The organism is Geodermatophilus sp. DSM 45219, assembly GCF_900104025.1.
In the GTDB taxonomy this organism is placed as follows: domain Bacteria; phylum Actinomycetota; class Actinomycetes; order Mycobacteriales; family Geodermatophilaceae; genus Geodermatophilus.
Window position 1 is genome coordinate 578095 of record NZ_FNIQ01000001.1, and the last position, 20289, is coordinate 598383.

18 protein-coding genes and 1 tRNA gene are annotated in these 20289 nt (G+C 76.9%); 2 read left to right on the plus strand and 17 right to left on the minus strand.

Features of this window, described 5'->3' with window-relative positions; all coding sequences use genetic code 11:
* Window positions 1-4: 4 nt before the first annotated feature.
* The 4 genes from BLR12_RS24230 to tmk form a co-directional block, all read right to left on the minus strand.
* A complete protein-coding gene (locus BLR12_RS24230) occupies window positions 5-163 on the minus strand; it encodes a hypothetical protein (protein ID WP_176832312.1) in 159 nt (52 codons plus the stop codon).
* A gap of 463 nt (window positions 164-626) precedes the next feature.
* Window positions 627-699 (minus strand) — tRNA-Thr (locus BLR12_RS02790).
* A 59-nt stretch (window positions 700-758) separates the two neighbouring features.
* A complete protein-coding gene (locus BLR12_RS02795; protein WP_091373119.1) occupies window positions 759-1916 on the minus strand; it encodes a DNA polymerase III subunit delta' in 1158 nt (385 codons plus the stop codon).
* Window positions 1913-2590, minus strand: coding sequence for a dTMP kinase (gene tmk, locus BLR12_RS02800; RefSeq protein WP_091374274.1), 678 nt, complete (start codon window positions 2588-2590; stop codon window positions 1913-1915). The genes BLR12_RS02795 and tmk overlap by 4 nt, the downstream gene beginning before the upstream one ends.
* Before the next feature lie 104 nt (window positions 2591-2694).
* Between tmk and BLR12_RS02805 the strand changes: the two genes are divergently transcribed.
* Window positions 2695-3483, plus strand: coding sequence for a trans-aconitate 2-methyltransferase (locus BLR12_RS02805; protein ID WP_091373122.1), 789 nt, complete (start codon window positions 2695-2697; stop codon window positions 3481-3483).
* Window positions 3484-3486: 3 nt separating this feature from the next.
* Here BLR12_RS02805 and BLR12_RS02810 read toward each other — a convergent pair whose 3' ends face one another.
* The 6 genes from BLR12_RS02810 to BLR12_RS02835 form a co-directional block, all read right to left on the minus strand.
* The gene (locus tag BLR12_RS02810; protein ID WP_091373125.1) at window positions 3487-4245 is read right to left on the minus strand and encodes a neutral zinc metallopeptidase; all 759 of its coding nucleotides are present in this window, start codon (window positions 4243-4245) and stop codon (window positions 3487-3489) included.
* Between the two features lie 157 nt (window positions 4246-4402).
* Window positions 4403-5167 (minus strand): class I SAM-dependent methyltransferase, encoded by a 765-nt coding sequence (locus BLR12_RS02815; protein WP_091373129.1) that lies wholly within the window; start codon window positions 5165-5167, stop codon window positions 4403-4405.
* 5 nt (window positions 5168-5172) lie between these two features.
* Window positions 5173-8058 (minus strand): type I DNA topoisomerase, encoded by a 2886-nt coding sequence (gene topA, locus BLR12_RS02820; protein ID WP_091373132.1) that lies wholly within the window; start codon window positions 8056-8058, stop codon window positions 5173-5175.
* Between the two features lie 194 nt (window positions 8059-8252).
* Window positions 8253-9764, minus strand: coding sequence for an alpha/beta hydrolase (locus tag BLR12_RS02825; RefSeq protein ID WP_091373135.1), 1512 nt, complete (start codon window positions 9762-9764; stop codon window positions 8253-8255).
* A complete protein-coding gene (locus tag BLR12_RS02830) occupies window positions 9761-10078 on the minus strand; it encodes a hypothetical protein (protein ID WP_091373138.1) in 318 nt (105 codons plus the stop codon). The genes BLR12_RS02825 and BLR12_RS02830 overlap by 4 nt, the downstream gene beginning before the upstream one ends.
* Window positions 10079-10248: 170 nt before the next feature.
* Window positions 10249-12510: a sodium-translocating pyrophosphatase gene (locus BLR12_RS02835; protein ID WP_176832313.1), complete on the minus strand. Its 2262-nt coding sequence runs from the start codon at window positions 12508-12510 to the stop codon at window positions 10249-10251.
* Window positions 12511-12705: 195 nt separating this feature from the next.
* Here BLR12_RS02835 and BLR12_RS02840 point away from each other — a divergent pair, with 195 nt between their 5' ends.
* Complete coding sequence (locus BLR12_RS02840; RefSeq protein ID WP_091373145.1) at window positions 12706-15189, plus strand: DEAD/DEAH box helicase; 2484 nt, start codon at window positions 12706-12708, stop codon at window positions 15187-15189.
* A 60-nt stretch (window positions 15190-15249) separates the two neighbouring features.
* Here the strand turns inward: BLR12_RS02840 and BLR12_RS02845 are convergent, their stop codons facing one another.
* From BLR12_RS02845 to ssd, 7 genes are all read right to left on the minus strand, one after another.
* A complete protein-coding gene (locus tag BLR12_RS02845; RefSeq protein ID WP_091373148.1) occupies window positions 15250-15657 on the minus strand; it encodes an Rv3654c family TadE-like protein in 408 nt (135 codons plus the stop codon).
* A complete protein-coding gene (locus tag BLR12_RS02850) occupies window positions 15654-16031 on the minus strand; it encodes a TadE family type IV pilus minor pilin (protein ID WP_091373151.1) in 378 nt (125 codons plus the stop codon). The genes BLR12_RS02845 and BLR12_RS02850 overlap by 4 nt, the downstream gene beginning before the upstream one ends.
* On the minus strand, window positions 16031-16306 hold the full coding sequence (locus tag BLR12_RS02855; RefSeq protein WP_091373155.1) for a DUF4244 domain-containing protein: 276 nt from the start codon (window positions 16304-16306) through the stop codon (window positions 16031-16033). Before BLR12_RS02855 ends, BLR12_RS02850 begins: the two co-directional genes overlap by 1 nt.
* Before the next feature lie 124 nt (window positions 16307-16430).
* Complete coding sequence (locus BLR12_RS02860) at window positions 16431-17153, minus strand: type II secretion system F family protein (protein ID WP_091373157.1); 723 nt, start codon at window positions 17151-17153, stop codon at window positions 16431-16433.
* Window positions 17150-17941, minus strand: a complete 792-nt coding sequence (locus tag BLR12_RS02865; protein WP_091373160.1) for a type II secretion system F family protein — start codon at window positions 17939-17941, stop codon at window positions 17150-17152. Before BLR12_RS02865 ends, BLR12_RS02860 begins: the two co-directional genes overlap by 4 nt.
* On the minus strand, window positions 17938-19077 hold the full coding sequence (locus tag BLR12_RS02870) for a TadA family conjugal transfer-associated ATPase (protein ID WP_091373163.1): 1140 nt from the start codon (window positions 19075-19077) through the stop codon (window positions 17938-17940). Before BLR12_RS02870 ends, BLR12_RS02865 begins: the two co-directional genes overlap by 4 nt.
* Entirely contained in the window at window positions 19074-20168 is a 1095-nt protein-coding gene (ssd, locus tag BLR12_RS02875; RefSeq protein WP_091373167.1) for a septum site-determining protein Ssd, read from the minus strand. The genes BLR12_RS02870 and ssd overlap by 4 nt, the downstream gene beginning before the upstream one ends.
* Between the last annotated feature and the right edge of the window lie 121 nt (window positions 20169-20289).

Below are 20289 nucleotides of genomic sequence, written 5' to 3' on the forward strand. Positions count from 1 at the left end.
CGGGTCATGGTGCCCGCGGGGCGCGCAAGGCACGGTCGCGCACGCCGTAGGGCTGCTCGATGGGCTCCAGGACGACCTCGGCGCCGCTGCCCTCCGGCGTGGCGGAGGTGCCGTCGAGGTCCGTGGTCGCCAGGTCGACGCCGAAGCAGCTGCCCTCGGCCACCAGCTCCAGGGAGGTGCGCTTCTCATCGGTCCCGCCGTCGCCCGCGCCGCGTCCCGCCGGTACGCGCTGGGCGACACACCGACCAGTTCGGTGAAGCGCGTGCTGGAGGTGCCCAGCGACGCAGCAGCGCCATCGCGTGCTCGATGCGCCGCGTCATCAGGTGGGCGTACGGGGACTCGCCGCAGGCGCGCCGGATCTCGCGGCCGAGGTGCCCGGCCGACATGTGCACGCCGCGGGCCAGGTCTCGACGTCCAGCGGTGCGCGTACTCCCGGTCGATCCGGTCGCGGACGCGGCGCAGCCGCGCGAGGTCGCGCAGGTGCTGTTCCGTGTCGGATCGGCCGGTCACCCGCGGGATCGTGCCACGTGGTGCCGACGATCCCGGCCCCAGCGGGCGCGCCCGCGAGGCCCCGGAGACGACGCAGCGCCCCCGTCCACGGGGGACGGAGCCGCTGGTGGGGTGCGAGCCGCCTGTCGGAATCGAACCGACGACCTTCTCATTACGAGTGAGATGCTCTACCGACTGAGCTAAGGCGGCGGACGTGCGCGGCCCAGCTTACGTGACCGCTCCGCCCCTCCGGCGCAGGCCCCGCCGGCTCAGGAGGGCAGCCGCAGCGCCACGGTGAGCGCCTCGACGGCGATCTGCGGCTTCACGTTCTGCTCCAGCGCCGTCCGGCACTCCAGGACGGCGTCGATGCGGCGCAGGGCGCCCTCCGGGCCGATCCGCCGGGCCAGCTCCTCGGCGTCGGCGCGCCGGTCGGGGTGGGCGAGGGTGACGTCCCCTCCCCCGCTCGTGGCGACGACCAGCGCATCGCGGTAGAGGGCGGCGAGGTCGACCAGCGCCCGGTCCAGCGAGTCGCGGCCCAGTCGGGTCGCCCGCGACTTCTGCCGCTTCTCCAGCTCCTTGAGCTGCCCGGCCCCGCGGCTGGCGGCGGCCACGCCGGGACCGCGGGCGCCCACGCCGAGGCTCTGCTTGACCGCCTCGGTCTCCGCGCCGTCGAGCTCCGCGGAGGCCTTGTCGGACTCCTCCTTGGCGGCGCCGACCAGGTCGTCGGCGGCGTTGAGGCAGGCGGCCAGCGACACCAGCGAGACGGGGACGTCCAGCACCGCCTTGCGGGCCAGCCGGGCGTCCTCGTCACGGGCCAGGTGCCGGGCGCGCCCGACGTGCCCCCCGGCGGCCGCGGCCGACCAGGCGGCCAGCGCCGGGTCGACGCCGTCCCGCTGGACCAGCACGTCGGCGACCGCGTCGACCGGGGGCTGCCGCAGGCCGACGACCCGGCACCGGGAGCGGATGGTCACCGGCACGTCGTCGGGGTGCAGGCTGGGCGCGCAGAGCAGGAACACCGTCCGCGCCGGCGGCTCCTCCAGCATCTTCAGCACGGTGTTGGACGCCTGCTCGGTCATCCGGTCGGCGTCCTCGACCAGGACCACCTGCCAGCGGCCCTGGGACGGCGCCCGCCCGGCGATGCGCACCAGCTCGCGCACCTCGGCCACGCCGATCGACAACCCCTCCGGGACGATCGTCTGCACGTCGGCGTGGGTGCCGGCGAGCACCGTCCGGCAGGCGTGGCAGGTGCCGTCGCCGCCGTCGGGGCACTGCAGCGCGGCGGCGAACGCCCGGGCGGCCACCGACCGGCCCGAGCCGGGTGGGCCGGTGAACAGCCAGGCGTGCGTCATCGCGGTCGGGTCGGCGACGGCGGCCTGCAGCTCGGCGACGACGGCCGGCTGTCCGGTGACCCGCTCCCAGACGCTCATGCGTGCACCTCCAGCAGCGCGCCGACCCGCTCGCGGACGTCGGCGGCGAGCTCGCCGGTCCCGCGGGTGGCGTCGAGGACCAGGTAGCGGCCGGGCTCGGCGGCGGCCAGCGCGCGGAAGGTGTCGCGGACCCGGCGGTGGAAGTCGATCGACTCGGACTCCAGCCGGTCGGCCTCGGCGCGGCCCCGGGCGCGGGCCAGCCCGGTCTCCGGCGGCAGGTCGAGCAGGACGGTGAGGTCCGGGCGCAGCCCCTGCGTGGCCCAGCGGGAGATCGCCGCGACGTCGGCGAGGTCGAGGGTGCGGCCGGCGCCCTGGTAGGCGAGCGAGCTGTCGACGTACCGGTCGGTGACCACCACCTCGCCGGCCTCCAGCGCCGGGCGCAGCACGGCGTGCGCGTGGTGGGCGCGGTCGGCGGCGTACAGCAGCGCCTCCGCGCGCGGGGCGAGGCCGGTGTGCGCGCGGTCCAGGACGATCGCCCGCACGGCGGCACCGGCCGGGGTGCCGCCGGGCTCGAACGTGGCCCGCGCCCTGCGGCCCTGCGCGGTCAGCCACTCGACCAGCAGCCGGACCTGGGTGGACTTCCCCGCGCCCTCGCCGCCCTCGAAGGCGACGAACAGCCCGCGGGACCGGCCGGCCGCGGCTGCGGACAGGGCGAGCGGGCCGTCGTCGGACACGGGGATCGCGGGCTCCCAGTCGGTTCGGAGGAGGGGCGGTGCGGCCGCCACGGTACCGGTGGGCACCCACGGTCCCGGGCGGCCGCGCGGCCTAGGGTCGGGGCGTGGCGAGCACCACCTGGGACCCCGTCGGCTACCTCCGTTTCGGCGACGAGCGGGCCCGGCCGTTCACCGACCTGCTCGCCCGCGTCGGCGCCCGCGAGCCGCTCACCGTGGTGGACCTGGGGTGCGGCGAGGGCGCGCTGACCGCCTCGCTGGCGGCCCGCTGGCCCGGCGCGCGGGTCACCGGGGTCGACTCCTCGCCGCAGATGCTCGCCGCGGCCGCCGCCCACGCCGTCCCCGGGCGGGTGCGGTTCGTCGAGGGCGACGTGCGGGGGTGGCAGCCGGAGGAGCCGGTCGACGTCCTGGTCACCAACGCCGTCCTGCACTGGGTCCCCGGGCACGCCGACCTGCTGCGCCGGTGGGCCGGGCAGCTGGCGCCGGGTGGGTGGCTGGCGGCGCAGGTCCCCGGCAACTGGCGGGCGCCGACCCACGCGCTGCTGGCCGCGCTGTGCCGCTCCCCGCGCTGGTCGGCCCTCGCTGGCGACGCGGCGCCCGCCGCGGACGCCGTCCTCGACCCGGCCGGCTACCTCGAGGTCCTCACCGGCGCGGGACTGGCCGCCGACGCGTGGGAGACGACCTACCTGCACGTGCTGCACGGGGAGGACCCGGTGCTCGGCTGGGTGCGCAGCACGGTGCTGCGTCCCGTGCTCGACCGGCTCGGGGACGACGACGCCGCGGAGCTGACCGCGGAGTACGCCGCGGCACTGCGGGCCGCCTACCCGCGCCGGCCCGACGGGACGACGCTGCTGCCCTTCCGGCGGGTGTTCGCCGTCGGGCACGCGGCGGGGTGAGGGTCAGCCTGCGGCGTTGGGCAGGCAGGCCCGGACCCCGTTGCCGGCGCCGCGCTGGAAGGCGTCGATCCGCTCCTGCGCGCTGCCGTGGGTCTCGGTCCGCTGCTGGCCGTCGGTGTCCACGTAGACGGTGCCCCAGTCGTTCTCGCCGGCGACGGCGGTCAGCGCGGCGGTGAACTCCTGCTCGTCGCCGGGCTCCAGCCTCAGCAGGCCGTCGTCGACCGCCCCCTGCAACGCCGCGCCGGCCAGGCAGTCGGCCTGGAGCTCGTAGGCCTCGGACACCAGCGCGGGGTCCAGGTGGGAGACCATCGAGTGGGCCCACTCGTGGGCGACGACGAGGTAGACGAAGGCGTCGCCCAGCTGGCCGGACAGCAGCATGAGGTCGACCTCGAAGGCGAGGAAGTCGCCGATCGGGCAGTGGTACGCGTTGCCGTCGGTGAGCAGCAGGTCGCCGCAGTACACCTGCTCCTGCGGGGCGTCGAAGAGGCCGGGCGCCCGGGCGGCGGGGGCCAGCCCGGGAGCGGTGTACGTGCCCGGGAAGTACTCGCTCCAGGACGCGCGCCACCAGGCGTCCACGGCCTCCAGGGCGATGGCGTAGTCGACGTCGAGCTCGTCGGAGGGGACCCCGTCCTGGCCGGTCACCGGCGCCGGATCCGCGGTGTACCCGGTGGGGCCGGGCGCTCCGGCCGCGGCCGGGGTGGCCGTGCCGAGGAGCACGGCGGCCACCAGGGCCACCAGCAGTCGGGCTGCGCGCTGGACCATGACCCGCTCCCTCCGTCGAGGACGCGGGCAGGCTAGGGGCGCCGCCCCCGGTGCCCGCAAGGTGTGTCCGGGGCACTCGCCGGGACGGGGTGAGTCAGTGACGGCGCGTGGCCGCACTGGAGCCGTTCGTCGCTGATCCGGAACAGGTGCGGACGGATCAGGAGGGCGTCAGCCGGTACGCGTCGGTGCGGTAGGGCAGCTCGAGGACGTCGCGACCCCGGGTGCCGGGATGGGTGGCCAGCAGCGCACGCACCTCGCCGAGGAACTCCCCGCGGCGGACGTCGTCCATCATCGCGACGTAGCTGCGGGTGGCGATGCCGGCGACCACCTGCTCGGGGTCGAGCCGCTGCACGAAGCCGGAGCGGGAGTGGTCGACACGCGCTGGCAGCGCCCGGGCGAAGGCGTCGACGACACCCTGGTCGGCCTCGTGCCCGCGCGCCTCGCCGGCCAGCAGGCGCTGCAGGTCCGCCACCCACGGGACGCCGTCGTCACGGGTGTTCCAGACCAGGCCGACGACCCCACCGGGGCGCAGCACCCGCCGCAGCTCCGTCGCCGCGGGGGCGGGGTCGAACCAGTGCGCGGCCTGCCCGGCGACCGCGGCGTCGACGCTGCCGCCGGGCAGCGGGAGGGCTTCGGCCGCACCGACGCCGGTGCGCACCCGCGGGTACCGCGCCCGGAGCTCGGCGAGCATCGGCTCGGCCGGGTCGACGGTGACCACCTCGCGCCCGGCGGCCAGCAGCACGCCGGTCAGCAGACCGGTGCCGGCGCCGACGTCCAGCACGAGCCGCGGCCGCTCACCCACGAGGAAGGCCACGGCGTCGGCCGGGTAGTCCGGCCGGTGGGCCGCGTACCCGGCCGCGACGGACCCGAAGGACGTCCGCCGGCGGGCCCACTCGTCCGGGTCCGGGCGGACGTCCGGCACGGAGGTCAGCCCGCGGGGACGGCGTCGCTGCCGGCCGCTGCGGCCTTCGTGGCCCCCGTCGTCTTCTTCGCGGCGGTCTTCTTGGCCGTGGCCTTCTTCGCCGTCGACTTCGTGGGCGTCTTCTTCGCGGCGGTGGCCTTCTTGGTGACCTTCTTCTTGGTGCTCGGGTTGGCCCGCCGGTCGGCCAGCAGCTCGGCGGCGCGCTCGAGGGTGATGCTCTCGACGTCGTCGCCCTTGCGCAGGCTGGCGTTGGTCTCCCCGTCGGTCACGTAGGGCCCGAAGCGGCCCTCGCGGACGGTGATCGCCCCCTGGGTGACCGGGTCGGCCCCCAGCTCCTTGAGCGGGGCGGCCGCGGCCCGGCGACCCCGCTGCTTGGGCTGCGCGAAGACGGCCAGCGCCTCGTCGAGGGTGACGGTGAACAGCCGCTCCTCCGACTCCAGCGAGCGCGAGTCGCTGCCCTTCTTCAGGTAGGGCCCGTACCGGCCGTTCAGCGCCTGGATCTCCTCGCCGTCCGGCGCGGTGCCGACCGTGCGCGGCAGGGTCAGCAGCTGCAGCGCCTGTTCCAGCGTCACCGTCTCCGGTGACATCGAGGAGAGCAGGCTCGACGTCCGCGGGCCCTCCTTGCTGCCCTCGGGCACGACGGTGGTGACGTAGGGGCCGTACCGGCCGGCCTTGACCACGACCGGCAGGCCGGACTCCGGGTCGGTGCCGAGCTCGCGGTCGCCGGAGGGCGCGGCGAGCAGCTCCTCGACCTTGTCCTGGGTCAGCTCGTCGGGCGCGAGGTCCTCGGGCAGGCTGACGCGCGGCCCGTCCTCACCGCCGACCTGCAGGTAGGGCCCGTAGCGGCCGACCCGGACGACGACCGCCTCGCCGCCGGGACCGGTGGCCCGCAGCGGGATGGAGTTGACCCCGCGGGCGTCGATCTCCTCGAGCCGCTGGCCGATGACCGACTTGAGCCCGCCGGAGGCCGCGATCCCGCCGGCGTGGCGGCCCGCGCCGCCGAAGTAGAACTCGGTCAGCCAGTCGACGCGGCCCAGCTCGCCGTTGGCGATCTCGTCGAGCTCGCTCTCCAGCGAGGCGGTGAAGTCGTAGTCGACGAGCTGGGCGAAGTGCTGCTCCAGCAGGTTGACCACCGCGAAGGCCACGAAGGTGGGCACCAGCGCGGCGCCCTTCTTCCAGACGTACCCGCGGTCCTGGATGGTCTGCATGATCGACGTGTAGGTGGACGGCCGGCCGATGCCGAGCTCCTCGAGCCGCGCGATCAGGCTCGGCTCGGTGAAGCGGGACGGCGGGGTGGTCGTGTGCCCCTTGGCGTCCAGCTCGCGGGTGTCGAGCTGCTGGCCCCGCTCGACCCGCGGCAGCCGGCGCTCGGCGTCGTCGCTGCCGTGGTCGTCGTCGCCCGCGGCGCTCTCGTCCCGCGACTCGACGTAGGCCCGGAGGAACCCCGGGAAGGTGATGGTGCGACCGCTGGCGGTGAACTCCACCGCCTCGTCGGTGCTGCTGCGCCCCGCGAGCCGGATGCTGACGCTCTGCCCGACGGCGTCGGCCATCTGCGAGGCGATGGTGCGTTGCCAGACGAGCTCGTAGAGGCGGAACTCGTCGCGGGCCAGCTGACCGGCGAGCTGACCGGGGGTGCGGAAGTTGTCACCGGCGGGGCGGATCGCCTCGTGCGCCTCCTGCGCGCCCTTGGCCTTCTTGGCGTAGCGGCGGGCCTCGGCGGGGACGTAGGCGTCGCCGTAGAGCTGGCGGGCCTGCGTGCGGGCGGCGTTGATCGCCTCGTTGGACAGGTTGGTCGAGTCGGTCCGCATGTAGGTGATGTGACCGTTCTCGTACAGCCGCTGGGCCACCCGCATGACCTGCGCCGACGACCAGCCGAGCTTGCGGCCGGCCTCCATCTGCATGGTCGAGGTGGTGAACGGGGCGTAGGGACGCCGCCGGTAGGGCTTCTCGTCGACCCGGCTGACGGTGACCTGCCGGCCCTCCAGCCGGGCGGCCAGCCCCCGGGCGCCGGCCTCGTCGAGGTGCACGACCTCCCCGGTCACCCGACCGGTCGCGGGGTCGAAGTCGCGGCCGGTGGCGACCCGGCTGTCGTCGACGCTGACCAGGCGGGCCCGCAGCGTCGTGGGCTCGCCCTCGTCGGCGCCGGACCTGCGGCCGGGAACGGCGAAGGTGCCCTCCAGCGACCAGTAGTCGGCGGCGTGGAACGCCATCCGCTCGCGCTCGCGCTCGACGACGATCCGGGTGGCCACGGACTGCACCCGGCCGGCCGAGAGCTTCGGCAGGACCTTCTTCCACAGCACGGGGCTGACCTCGTAGCCGTAGAGCCGGTCGAGGATGCGGCGGGTCTCCTGCGCGTCGACCAGCGCGGTGTCCAGCTCGCGCGGGTTGGCCACGGCGCGGGCGATCGCCTCGGGGGTGATCTCGTGGAACACCATGCGGCGCACCGGGACCCGTGGCTTGAGGGTGTCGACCAGGTGCCAGGCGATGGCCTCGCCCTCGCGGTCCTCATCGGTGGCGAGGTAGACCTCGCTGGCGTCCTTGACCAGCTGCTTGAGCCGGCTGACCTGCTGCTTGCGGTCGGGGCTGACCACGTACAGCGGCTCGAAGGCGTTGTCGACGTCCACGCCGAGGCGCGCCCACGAGGCGCCCTTGTGCTCGGCCGGCACGTCGGCGGCGTTGCGCGGCAGGTCGCGGATGTGCCCGACGCTGGCCTCGACGACGTAGCCGTTGCCGAGGTAGCCGGCGATCTTCCCGGCCTTGGTCGGCGACTCCACGATGACCAGTGGCCGCCCCCCGCCGGTCGCGGCGGTGCGGCGGCGGGCAGGTGTGCTCGTGCCGCCTGCGGTGGCGGCGGTCCGGCTGCCGTCGTTCGTGGTCTTCGTGGGTGCCACGGTGCTCCTGTCGGTGGTGCTCGCTGCAGGCGCCGGCGGTCCGGCGCCGGACGACGCGGTTGCGGTCCGCACGCCCTCGGCGACGCCACGGTAGGCCACGGGGGCGACCGGGAGCCCGGTGGCGACCCACCGTGGGCGTGCCGTCACCCGCTCCAATGGCCGGGAGCGACCGGGTGTTCCCGGCACCGTCCGGCTCATCCCGGCTCCCGCACATCGGCCACGACCTCGCCGATCGCGGTCAACGTCGGGTGTTCGGGGTCGTAGTAGCCGGTGTGCCCCATGTCCCGGTCGGTCGGCAGTGACACGGCGCCGAAGCCCGACTCCCACGTCTGCTCGCCGTGGAGCTCGAGCCAGGTGACGTAGTCGGACGCCGAGGTGGCCTCGTAGACCTCGTCGACCTCCAGTTCCGCGGCCGTCCGGTCCAGCCCCGGGCTCCCGTTGAGCACGAGTGCGTCCGCCCGGAACGGCCCCGGCGCTGCGGCAGCGTGCTCGGTGACCACGGTGCCGTAGCTGTGGGCGACCACCGTGGTCCTCGCGGGATCCGGACCGCGCAGGGCGCCGAGGCCGTCGAGTGCCGCGGCCAGCGCCGTGCCACCCACCTTCGCCGTGCGGGTGGTGGCCGCCGGGGCCAGGGCCTGGGGCGTCCGATAGCCCAACCAGGCGATGCTGGCCACGGCCAGCCCCGGGTCGGCGGCCTCGGCGGCCTGGGCGACGGCGGTGGCGTCGTCGGCCAGGTCGTCGAGGTCGTCGGTGGGGGTGGTGAAGATGCCGGGCACCACCACGGCGACGGCGTCCGCCGTGTCGACGTCCCCCGTGGCCAGTGCGACGAGATCGTCCTCGGGGACGAACTGGTAGAGCTGCACGACCTCTCCGGCGGCCTCGCGGGCAGCGATCTCGCGGGCGACGGCCTGGGCGACGTCACGTCCCTCGGCGTCCGGATCGGCGAGCACCTGTGCCAGGTGCTGCCGGTTGGCCTCGTCCCGGGCCCACGCCGGGAGGCCGTCGAGCTGCCCGACCCGGTCGGCGTCCCCGCGGATGGCTGCGGTGCGCGCGGCAGTGGACAGGCTCGCCCACCAGGCGGCCACCGCGGCCGGGTCGCCACCCGTCGGCGGGCAGGGGACGGACCCTCCCGAGCCGGTCACGCCGACCAGCCAGGACAGGTCGTCGAAGGTCGCCGGTGCGAGCGCCCCTCCGGTGCCCAGCCCGGCGAGGGCGTCCGCCGCCTGGCTCGCGGCGAGTGCGGCCGTGTGCGCGGCGGCCAGGGCGTCGGCAGCCAGCGCCTCGGCCCGCAGGGCGGCGGAGGCGTCCTCGGCCGCGAGGCCGGTCACGGGGTCCACCGGCAGCGGCGCCGCCAGTCGTCCGGCACCGTCGAGCGTGACCGGGACCGCGGCGGCCGCGGCCAGCGCCTGCTCGGCGAGCTCCTGGGCGGTGTCCGCGTCGGCGAGCAGCCGCTGCGCGTGCTCCAGCGACCCGGCGAGGGCCGACGTGACCGCCGTGGCCACCGTCGAGACCTCGACGAGGGCGGCACCGGCCGACTGGGCGGCGGGCCCGTACCAGCAGTCGGCGTGCTCCAGCGACCGGCCCACCGCCTCCACCCGGGCCCGCCAGGCGGGCAGCGCGCCGGCGACGGAGTCGAGGGTCCAGACCGCCCCGCGCAGCAGCGGGACGTCCCAGCCGGCCACCTCGGGGAGCGTCGGGGCGGTCACCGGGCGGCCGCGGGGTGACGCCGGGCGAGCACCCGGTCGGCGAGCACCGCGTCGGCGGTCCGGTACGAGTCGACCGCCGCGGACAGGGTGGCGGCCAGCGCGCCGGTCTGCCGGCCGAGGAGCTCCAGCACGCCGGCCCAGCCCGAACCCGCGGCGCCGGCGCGCTCACCGGTCGCCCCGCTCACCGCCGTCCCCAGCGAGTGGGCCGTCGACCGGCACAGCTGTGACTCCTCCGTCAGCTCGGCCGCGAGGCCGGCCAGCTCCGCCGCCAGCTGCTCGATGGCGTCGAACTGGGCGGTGATGGTCGTGGACACGGCAGGACCTCCCGGCGTCTCCCGGGCCCACGGTGGGACCGGTGCGGCGGGACGCTAGGGCGGACCGGCGTCACCCCGGCGCCGGGTGTTCACAACGCCGGACGTCGTCCACAGGACCGTGCCGGCCCTCCGCCACGACGGGTCCGTGGCGGAGGGTCCGGTGCGTGCGGTCAGGGGACGCTGGTGGTCAGCGAGGTCGAGCTGTCGGTGGAGGCGCCGCCCACGACGACCGAACGGCGCTTGGAGACCACGACCGCGCCGACCACGATCAGCGTGGCCACGAGCGCGATGGCGATGCGGGCGGCGGTGTTCTGGTCCTCCCCCACCGACATCCCGACCACGGCCGGCGCGATGAGCAGCGCCACCAGGTTCATCACCTTGATCAGCGGGTTGATCGCCGGGCCGGCGGTGTCCTTGAACGGGTCGCCGACGGTGTCGCCGATGACCGTGGCGGCGTGCGCCTCGCTGCCCTTCCCCCCGTAGGCGCCGTCCTCGACCATCTTCTTGGCGTTGTCCCAGGCCCCGCCGGAGTTGGAGAGGAAGACCGCCATCAGGGTGCCGGCCGCGATGGCGCCGACGAGGTAGGCCGCCAGCGGGCCGAAGCCGAGGCCGAAGCCGACGGCCACCGGCGCGAGGACGGCGAGCAGGCCGGGTGTGGCCAGCTCGCGCAGCGAGTCCTTCGTGCAGATGTCCACGACGGCGCTGTAGTCCGGGCGCTCGCTGTAGTCCATGATCCCGGGCCGGGTGCGGAACTGCTCCCGCACCTCGAACACCACCCGGCCGGCCGCGCGGGACACCGCGCTGATCGCCAGGCCGGAGAAGAAGAACACGACGGCGGCGCCCAGCACCGCGCCCACCACGTTGTTCGGGTTCACCAGGCTGAAGGCGCTCCCGAGGGTGTCCCCGGCCTCGTCGAGGGCCACCCCGATCTGCGCGTTGTAGGAGCCGAAGAGCGCGGTCGCGGCCAGGACCGCCGTCGCGATCGCGATGCCCTTGGTGATCGCCTTCGTGGTGTTCCCGACGGCGTCGAGGTCGGTGAGCACCCGGGCGCCCTCCTCGTCGATGTCGCCGGACATCTCGGCGATCCCCTGCGCGTTGTCGCTGACCGGCCCGAAGGTGTCCATCGAGACGATGACGCCCGCGGTCGTGAGCAGACCGCAGCCGGCCAGCGCCACGGCGTAGAGGGCCGCGCCGCCGCCGATGAGGAAGGCGCCGTAGACCGCGCCGCCGATGAGGATCGCCGCGTAGACGGCGGACTCCAGGCCGAGCGAGATGCCCGAGAGGATCACCGTGGCCGGACCGGTCAGGGAGCTGCGACCGATGTCCTTGACCGGCTTGCGGCTGGTCTCGGTGAAGTAGCCGGTGAGCTGCTGGATCGCGGCGGCGAGCACGACACCGATGAGCACCGAGACGAACCCGAGGACCTGGGGGCTGACCGAGAGGTCGGCGGCGTCCCCGACGCTGGGCAGGTACACGAACGCCGCCGCGGCGACCAGCACGAGGGAGACGGCCGCCGACGTGAAGAAGCCGCGGTTGATGGGCGCCATCCCGCTGGAGTCGGACTTGCCGGGGTTGGACGCCAGGATGCCGACCACCGATGCGATGACGCCGATGGCGGCGATGAGCAGCGGGAACACCATGCCGACGGAGCCGAAGAAGACCTGGCCGAGGATCAGGGCGGCGACCAGGGTCACGGCGTAGGACTCGAACAGGTCGGCCGCCATCCCGGCGCAGTCCCCGACGTTGTCGCCGACGTTGTCGGCGATGGTGGCGGCGTTGCGCGGGTCGTCCTCCGGGATGCCGGCCTCGACCTTGCCCACCAGGTCGGCACCGACGTCCGCGGCCTTGGTGAAGATGCCACCGCCGACGCGCATGAACATGGCGAGCAGCGCGCCACCGAAGCCGAAGCCCTCCAGCACGATCGGGGCGGTCTCGTCGAAGAGGAGCAGGGCCAGCGCGGCGCCGAAGAGCCCGAGGCCGACGGTGATCATCCCGACGACGCCACCGGTGCGGTAGGCGATGCGGAAGGCCGCCATGAAGCCCCCGCCGCGGGCGGCCGCGGCCACCCGGACGTTGCCGCGGGTGGCCAGGGTCATGCCGATGAACCCGACCGACGCGGAGAACAGCGCGCCGACGAGGAAGAAGACCGCTCGCCCCACGCGGGTCTCCCAGCCGCCGTCGGCCACCGGGAGCACCAGCAGGACGAGGAAGACGACCACGGCGAAGACGCCGAGCGTGCGGAACTGTCTGCGCAGGTACGCCGCGGCACCCTCCTGCACCGCCTGCGCGATGTCGCGCATCTTCACCGTGCCCTGGTCGGCGGCCAGCACGGCGCGGACGAGGTACGCGGCGAAGGCGAGGGCGGCGAGGGAGACGGCGAGGACGATCGTCACCAGGGCGATGTCCCCGCCGGAGAGCGCACTGTCCGGCATGTGTTCCTCCATGCGGTCGGCTGCCGCCGGGCATCCGCTCCGGTCGGCGGAGGTACGCGTCCAGTCCGCACGGGCCTGCGCGGCTGGTGCGCGGGAGTGTAAGGGAGGTCACACCCTGTACCGGTAGTCCTGCGGCGACCGGATTCCGGTACGCGGGGCCAGCGCGACGTCACCCGGAGGTGTGACAGTGGGGAGGTGACCACGCTCCACCCGGTCCGGCCGGCTCCCGGCACGGACCGTCTTCCCCCGGGTGGGTCGCCCTCCTCCGCCGGTGCGCCGCCGCCGGGGGCCGACCTGCTGGCCGCACTCCTCGCCGGGACACCGGACGAGGACCAGCCGGTCACCCACGTGCACCGGATGCCGGTGCGGGACAGCCGCACGCTGCCGTGGCCGGACTGGGTGCGCCCGGAGCTGCGCGCCCGGCTCGAGGCGGGCGGCGTCGCCGCCCCGTGGCGGCACCAGGTCGAGGCCGCCCAGCTGGCCCGCGACGGCGCCCACGTCGTGGTGGCCACCGGCACGGCGTCGGGCAAGTCGCTCGCCTACCAGCTGCCGGCCCTGACCCGGCTCGCCGAGGACCCGCGCGCCTGCGTCCTGTACCTGGCGCCGACCAAGGCCCTGGCCCGCGACCAGCTGGCATCGGTGGCCGAGCTGGCCGACCCGTCGGTGCGCCCGGCCGCCTACGACGGCGACACCCCCATGGAGGAGCGGGACTGGGTCCGGCGGCACTCGCGCTGGATCGTCACCAACCCCGACATGCTGCACCGCGGTGTGCTGCCGGCCCACCAGAGGTGGTCCAGCACGCTGCGCCGGGTGGCCTACGTCGTCGTCGACGAGTGCCACGCCTACCGCGGCGTCTTCGGCTCGCACGTGGGCCACGTGCTGCGCCGGCTGCGGCGGATCTGCCGCCGCTACGGCGCCGAGCCGGTGTTCCTGCTGGCGTCGGCGACGGTGGCCGAGCCCGCCGCCGCGGCGTCCCGCCTGGTCGGCGCGCCGGTCGTCGCGGTCACCGAGGACGGGTCCCCGCGACCCGGCGCGACCTTCGCGCTCTGGGAGCCGCCGCTGACCGAGCGCACCGGCGAGCACGGCGCCCCGTTGCGCCGCTCGGCTGCCGCCGACGCCGCGACGCTGCTGGCCGACCTGGTCGAGCGGGGCGCCCGCACGCTGGCCTTCGTCCGGTCGCGGCGCAGCGCGGAGTCGGTCGCCGACCAGGCCCGCCACGTCCTGCTCGACCGCGGCCGCCGGGACCTCGCCCGCCGGGTGGACTCCTACCGCGGCGGCTACCTGCCCGAGGAGCGGCGGGAGCTGGAGCGGGCCCTGTCGGCCGGCGACCTGCTCGGGGTGGCCACCACGAACGCCCTCGAGCTGGGCATCGACATCGCCGGCCTGGACGCCGTGGTGCTGGCCGGCTACCCGGGCACGCTGGCCTCGCTGTGGCAGCAGGCCGGGCGGGCGGGTCGCGCGCAGCGCGAGTCGCTGGTGGTGTTCGTCGCCCGCGACGACCCGCTGGACCACTACCTCGCCCACCACCCGCGCGCGGTCTTCGGCCGCCCGGTGGAGGCCACGGTCACCGACCCGACCAACCCCTACGTGCTCGGCCCGCAGCTGTGCTGCGCGGCCGCCGAGCTGCCGCTGGTGCCCGAGGACCTGGCCCAGTTCGGGGGCGCGGCCGCCGAGGCCCGCGTCGAGGAGCTGGTCGCCGAGGGGCTGCTGCGCCGCCGTCCCACCGGCTGGTACTGGGCCGGGCGGGGCCGCCCGGACGTGGACATCCGGGGCAGCGGCCTCGCACCGGTGACGATCATCGAGGGTGGTACCGGACGGCTGCTCGGCACCGTCGACGGCGACGCCGCGCACGCCACCGTGCACACCGGCGCGGTCTACGTGCACCGCGGCGAGACCTACGTCGTCGACGAGTTCGACGTCGAGGAGGCCGTCGCCGCCGTGCACGCCGAGAGCCCGGAGTGGACGACGGTCGCGCGCGACGTCACCGACCTCGCGATCGTGACCACCGACCGGTCGCGGTCGCTGGGCACCGTGACCGCGCACACCGGGGTCGTCGACGTGACCAACCAGGTGGTGGCCTACCAGCGCCGCCGGCTGGGGACCGGCGAGGTGCTGGCCGAGTTCCCGCTGGACCTCCCGGCCCGGCAGCTGCGCACCCGCGCCGTGTGGCTGACGCTCGACGAGCGCGCCGTGGGCCGGGCGGAGGTGGACGACGCCGAGCTGCCCGGCTCGCTGCACGCCGCCGAGCACGCCGCGATCGGCCTCCTGCCGCTGCTGGCCACCTGCGACCGGTGGGACCTCGGCGGGGTCTCGACCGCGCTGCACCCCGACACCGGCGCGGCCACGATCGTGGTCTACGACGGCCACCCCGGCGGTGCGGGCTTCGCCGAGCGCGGGTTCGCCGTGCTCCGGCGCTGGCTGCAGGCCACCCGGGCCACGGTGGCCAGCTGCGAGTGCGAGAGCGGCTGCCCCTCGTGCGTCCAGTCGCCCAAGTGCGGCAACGGCAACGAGCCGCTGGACAAGGCCGGCGCCGTCCGGGTGCTGGACGTGGTGCTGGACGAGCTGGCCGCCGCGGAGGCGACCGGCGAACCCGAGGCCGACGGGAGCGACGACGACCGCGACGAGGACGACGCCGCCCCCGCGGAGCCGCCGGCGGCCGAGGACGACCTGGTCTTCTGAGACGGGCCCCCCGGCTCCCACCCGTCGGAGGTGGGCCCCGTCCCGGCCCCGTCCCGAGGCTCACCCCGAGCCTGCGAGGGGTGAGGAGGACGGGGTCCTCCCGGGGGCCGACGGCGTGACCGGGCCGGCGCGTGCCCGGGCGCCGGCCTCGCTGACGCCCAGGGGCCCGAGCCGGACCGGCACCACGACGGCGACCTCCACGACCGCTCCGTCCCCGACGGTGCAGGCGGTCAGCCGGGCGCCGTTGGCGCCGGCCACCGCACCGGCCGCGGCGCACGCCCCGGGTTCGGCGCGGACGGCGAGCTCCGCGGCGGCCAGCACGGCCAGGTCGGCGGCGGCGGTGGCCCGGTGCCGGCCCACCACGGCCGCCCCGACCAGCACCGACGCCACCCCGATCGCGGCGAGCACACCGGATAGCGCGACCACCCAGACGGTGGCCGAGCCCCGCTCCCCGGCCAGCCTGCTCACCCCGCGGCGCCCGGCTCGCGCTGGGCCACCGCGGAGGCCGACACCGGCACGCGCAGCGGCACCGGCCCCAGCGCCGCCACGTCCGCCGAGACCGTGACGGTGACCGTCGCGCCGTCCGCGGCGACCGCGGTCACCGCACCGTCCGGCGCGGCCCGGCCGGCGAGGGCCCTCACCACCGCGGTGTCCTCGCCCCGGGCGGCTGCCCGCGCCCCCTCCCGGGCGGCGTCGACGCAGCGCAGCTGCGCCCCGACGACGGTCACCGCGGCGACCGCCCCGGCCAGGACCAGGAGCAGCACGGGCAGCACGACCGCCGTCTCGGCCGTCACCATGCCGGCCGCGCCGCCGAGCCGGCCGGTGCGGTGCCGCCGGACCATCAGGACAGGGTGGCCAGCGCGTCGGCGACCAGGGCGCTGAGCCCGTCGACGACCGAGCCGCCGGTGACCACGCGGTAGAGGACGGCGGCGAAGGCGCAGGCCGCCACGGTGCCGACGGCGTACTCGGCGGTGCTCATGCCGGCCTCAGCGGTGGCCCGGACGCGAGCCCAGCGGGCACGCAGTCCACCGGTCGGGGTCGTCTCCCCCTCGGCCGCGGCGCCGCTCGCATCGGGCTGTTCCTCGCCGTCGAACCGGGTCTCGCAGGGAACGGTCACGGGATCTCCTCGGGGTCGGGCCCGCCTCTCGGGCCGTCGTCCCGACCCTCGCCGCCGGGCCGGACCGGTCACGGGGACGAAACGGATCTGTGGACGCGGCCGCCTGCTGTGGACACCGGTGGGGTCAGCCGAAGACGTCGGCGGCGATGCCCAGCACCAGCGGCACCACGCCCAGGCACAGGAACGCCGGCAGGAAGCAGACGCCCAGCGGCGCCAGCACCCACACGCCGGCCCGTCGGACCGCGGCGTCGGCGCGGCTGCGCTGTCCGGCGCGGGCGTCGGCGGCCAGCGACCGCAGCGCCGGGACGACGGTCGAGCCCGACTCCCCGGCGCGCACCAGCACCCGACCCAGGGCCGCCAGCTCGGCGGGCACCTCGGCCCACGCCCGCCGTGGCGACGCCCCCAGCCGGTACAGGCCGGCGACCGTGGCCAGCTCGGGCCCGACCCGGCCGGGCAGCGCGGTGGACACCGCCGTGAGCGCGCCGCCCACGGGCAGGCCCGCCTCCAGGCAGACCGCGAGCAGGTCGCAGGCCACCGGGAGGTCCGCCGCCGGGTCCGGGCCGCTGCGGGCGTCGACCCGGCCGCCGCGGCGGAGCAGCCGCTCGCCGCCGATGGTCCCGACCACCGCCACCCCGGCGCCCATCGCCCCGCCGACGAGCAGTCCGGCAGCCACGCCGGCGGCTCCGGCGAGCAGCCAGCGCCGGCGCGCGCCGGGGGGCTCCGAGGGCGCCGGCGGCGACCCGTCGTCCCGCGCCGCCAGCCACCGGGCGCGGACGGCCACCGGTGACCGCACCGGCCAGCAGAGCAGCGCCGCCGCCAGCAGCAGCGCCACCGCCGGAGCGCTCACCGCACGGCCCGGGACACCAGCCGCGCCGACCAGGCCAGCCCGGCGACCTCGAGCCCGACGCCGGCCACCAGCAGCACCTGGCCGGTGGCGGTCGTCGTCAGCACCCGCCACGGGTCCGCGCCGACGCCGCCGCCCATCACCAGGCCCAGCACCGGCAGTCCGGCGAGCAGCGCCGCGCTCGCCCGCGACCCGGCGGTGGCCGACCGCAGCTCCAGCCGCTGCCGGGACCGGGCGCGCAGGTCGTCCTCCACGGCGCCGACCACGGCGGCCAGCGAGCAGCCGGTGCGGGCACTGAGCCGGGCGGCCGCGGCGACCCGGCCCAGGGCCTGCCCGAGCTCGTCGGTGGGCACCCCACCCGTGCCGTCCTCCGGTGAGCGCACCGCGCGGGCCAGCGCCCGGCCGCTGCCCTCGTCGGCGCAGGCGCCGACGGCGGCGCGGGTGGCCTCGTCCAGCGAGCGGCCGCTCCGCAGCTCCGCCCCCAGCGCGGTGAGCGCCTCCCCGAGCGCCGCCAGCCGGGCCTCTTCCCGCACGCCCGCCCGCCGCCGGAGCTCGGCCCGGGCGGTCAGCGCCGCGCAACCGCCGGCGAGCACCGCGACCAGCGGAGTGCTGAGCAGCCCGGTGACCGCGGTGGCACCCACGGCGGCGACGACCGGGAGCGGGACGCGGCTGGACAGGCCGGATGCCGTGTCGCGCGGCGCGCTCACCGAGCCACGGCGTTGGGAGCGGCGGGCCGCCGACCCCGGCCAGAGCAGCAGGGCGGCGGCGAGCACCAGCAGCGCCCCGGTCACCCGCGGCCCGCCGCGAGCAGCCCGGTCAGCCGCTGCACCCCCGGGCAGGGACCGCCGTCGGCCCGCCACGCGGGTTCGACCACCACGAGGTCCCCGGCGCGGCGCACCACGCCGACCTCCTCGACCCGGCGACCGGACGGCGTCCGGCGCAGGTGCACCACCGCCGACAGGGCCGCGGCCGCCTGGCTGTGCACCGCCAGCCGGTCCAGGCCGGCGGCCACGCCGAGTGCCTCCAGCCGCGCCGGCACCTCGGCCGGCCGGTTGGCGTGCAGGGTGCCGCAGCCGCCGTCGTGCCCGGTGTTGAGCGCGGTGAGCAGGTCGGTGACCTCGGCGCCGCGCACCTCGCCGACCACCAGCCGGTCCGGCCGCATCCGCAGCGCCTGGCGCACCAGGTCGCGCAGCGTCACCTCGCCGACGCCCTCCACGTTCGGCGGGCGGGTGGCCAGCGCGACGACGTGCGGGTGCGCCGGCACCAGCTCCGGGGCGTCCTCGCACAGCACCAGCCGCTCCCGCGCGGGCACGAGGCCGAGCAGGGCGGACAGCAGCGTCGTCTTGCCCGACCCGGTGCCGCCGGTGACGAGGAAGGCCAGCCGCGCGGCGACCAGCTCCCCGAGCAGCTCGCCGGACCCGCCGGGCAGCGCACCGCGCGCGGCGAGGTCGGCGAAGGACAGCGAGGCCCGGCGCAGCACCCGCAGGGACAGGCAGGTGCCGCCACCCGACACCGGCGGCAGCACCGCGTGCAACCGGGTGCCGTCGGGCAGGCCGGCGTCCACCCAGGGCGCGGCGTCGTCGAGCCGGCGCCCGGCCGCGGCCGCCAGGCGGACGGCGAGGCGGCGCACGGCGTCCTCGTCGGGGAACCGCACGAGCGTCCGCTCCAGCCCGCCGCCTCGGTCGACCCAGACCTGGTCCGGCCCGTTGACCAGCACGTCGCTCACCCCGGGCTCGCGCAGCAGCGGCTCCAGCGGACCGGCGCCGGCCAGCTCGTCGACCGCGTCGCGGACCGCCCGCAGCACGTCGTCGTCCCCCAGCAGGCCGCCGGACTCCTCCCGCACCAGCGCGGCGACGGCGGTGCGGCTGGGCACCCCGGGCTCGAGCACCAGGCGTGCGCGGACCCGGTCGACCAGGGCCCCGCTCACGCCGCGGCCTCGTCGGCCCGGGCCAGCTCGGCCAGCAGCCGCCGGGACAGCGCACCCAGCGGTGACCGCGCACCGGCCTGCGGTGGCCGGCCCTGCTCGCCGCGGGGCAGGGCGGTGCGGTCGTGCCCCAGCTCGCCCAGCACCGGCCGGCCGACGACGTCGGCGACCTCGGCGGCGGACAACCCGCCCGGCACCGGGCGCACTACGAGCCGGGCCGCGGACCACGGCGCGGGACCCCCGTCGGCGGGCGGCTCGACCAGCAGGCGGGCGACCGATGCCGCCCGCAGCCGGGCCGGGACGACGAGCACCGCGAGGTCGGCCTCGGCCAGCACCGCCGCGGCCGCGGCGGGGTCCGCCGTCCGGGGCAGGTCGACGACCACCGGCCAGCCGCCTGCCCGGGCCGCCTCGACGACGGCGATCAGCGCCTCCGCACCGACCTCGCCGGGGGCCGAGCGCGAGGCGGCAAGCACGGAGACGCCCGCGACCTCGGGGAGCGCGGCCATGAGGGCGTCGCCGCCCACCCGGCCGCGGAGCCCGGCGAGCTCGGGCCAGCGCAGGCCCTCGTCCCGCTCCGCGCCGAGCAGCAGGTCGAGCCCGCCACCCCAGCCGTCGGCGTCGACGAGCAGGACGCCCCCGTCGGGTGCGGCCGTCAGGGCCAGCGCCGTCGCCAGCGTGCTCGCCCCCGCGCCACCGCAGCTGCCGCCCACGACCACGAGCCGGCCCCGGTCGACCGGTCGGCGCAGCGCCGAGGCGACCCGGGAGACCAGCCACCCCTCGTCAGCGGGCAGCACCGCCACCCGTTCGGCGCCCCGCTCGACCGCGGCCGCCCAGACCGCCGGGAGCGGCTCCCCCGGCGCGACGACGACCACCCCGGGCCGGCGCGGCAGCCCACGGACCGGCGGGGACCCCAGGACGTCGGCACCGAGCAGCACCAAGGGCGCGTCGCGGTGGGCGCGGCGCAGCGCGGGGCCGCCCGTGGCCACCTCCGGCTCGGCGCCGGCCGCGGCGAGCAGCCGGAGCAGGTCGTCGAGGAGGTCCTCGTCGGCACTGGCGACGAGCGGGCGGGCTGGCAGCAGGTGGCGGGTGGGCACGGCGGCCAGCCCAGCGCGGGGACGGACGGGCCGCGAGGGGCGCGCGGGATCTGTGGACGACCCGAACGGGTGTGGACGGCGGCGTGGGCTCCGTCACTGTCGTCGTGCACACCTACAGTCG